The following is a 1,423-nucleotide window of genomic DNA, read 5'->3' as shown; positions in this document are numbered from 1 at the left end:
GCATAAGCGTTAAAAATGGCAATAGAAAAAGCTGCAAGGGCGAACGTAGTGAGTGCATTTACCCTTGCAGCTTTTTTGTTGTCATTTAGCTTTTGTAAACCGACAGAAAAGCCAACAGGTATGACTGTTTACTCACTTTTCAGAGGCATGATCAAACGCATTGCGTTTGTCAGGTGTGGGCGGAAGCCCACGGTTTTTAAAAGGGTTCCGAGGCTCAACGTCAATAAAGCAATTGGAATAAAGCAATTATGTTATTGATTTTAAATTTTTTATATCAAAATGGTCTTTTTCTGTTAAATCATAACCAGAATGAAAAAGAAGTTGAGCTTCTTTTGAAATACATGGTATTTTTCGACCTTTGTAATTAGTTTCTGAAAACCAGTCATTTTGGAAAACATAATTACCACCTTCTGGGTTTGCTTGGGTAATTGATCCATCATCATTTAGATTTATAGGATGAATATCTAAATACCCATATTCTTCATGCTTAAGTTCCATACGTGAAGGCATCCAATCAACTTCTATTTTGTATCCGATATCTTCTAATTTTTGTATAACTTTTTGAGTGTGTTGAGCGTCAAAATCTATATCTATATCTCTGTGTTCTCTTTGTTGTTTTCCAGTTAATACATCTACCCCCCAGCCACCATCTAACCAATAAGTTACTTTCATGTGTTCAAATAAATCTAAAATATAAAATAAATCTTTTTCTGTTACATTATTATTTTTCATTTTATCCCTCCTAACTTGGGAATTTGAAACGAGTTGAAAACGAGTTTCTTCTTGTCTTGATACTATATAGAAACAACTACATTTTTATAATAACTAAATAAATGCTGATATAACAGTGTTTTTAGATGTTTTTTGTTAAAAAAAGGTTGAAAACAAAAAAACTCTGGGGGAGATTTTGAAAAAAATCGACCAACTTCTGGGGGGTACTACGACAGAAGCGATTAATGCTTTAGCTAGAGAACTATTTTTTGGGCGACGCGGAAAATTTATGGAGCGCGATATTCGCCGACAACTTCAAAGTGCTAGTGCGCTTAATGTGTTAATAAATGCAATAAGTATATGGAACGCCGTCTACTTACAAGCAGCTTATAATTATCTCGTCAAAATAGATCCCGAAGTAACTAAGTATATGAAGCATGTATCTCCTATTAATTGGGAGCATATCACTTTTCTTGGAGAGTATAAATTTGACTTGTTATCTATTCCTAAACACTTAAGAGAATTGAATATAAAAAATAAATAGGCCTTGAAACATTGGTTTAGTGGGAATTTGTACCCCTTATCGATACAAATTCCCACTAAGCGCTCGGGACCCCTGTATAAGTAAGAACCTGGCCAATAGGGTATACCCTATTGGTCTTTTTTATTTCTGTGCTATACTAGGAATTACAAGTGTTCATTAGAACTGTCC

General features: G+C 34.2%; 1 protein-coding gene and 1 pseudogene. One reads left to right on the top strand and one right to left on the bottom strand.

Annotated elements, in window-relative coordinates; all coding sequences use genetic code 11:
* Positions 1-246 precede the first annotated feature (246 nt).
* Positions 247-732 carry a lincosamide nucleotidyltransferase Lnu(A) gene (gene lnu(A), locus AC27FM_RS12555; protein ID WP_001829870.1) on the bottom strand — a complete coding sequence of 162 codons (486 nt, stop codon included), beginning with the start codon at positions 730-732 and terminating at the stop codon, positions 247-249.
* Positions 733-931: 199 nt separating this feature from the next.
* Between lnu(A) and AC27FM_RS12550 the strand changes: the two are divergent.
* Positions 932-1,255: pseudogene (locus tag AC27FM_RS12550) on the top strand (Tn3 family transposase); the annotation flags it as partial.
* Between the last annotated feature and the right edge of the window lie 168 nt (positions 1,256-1,423).

The sequence above is a fragment of the Companilactobacillus sp. y65-5 genome, from assembly GCF_057541095.1.
The sequence above is the reverse complement of the archived record's forward strand: the minus strand, read 5'-3'. Positions and strand labels throughout refer to the sequence as shown.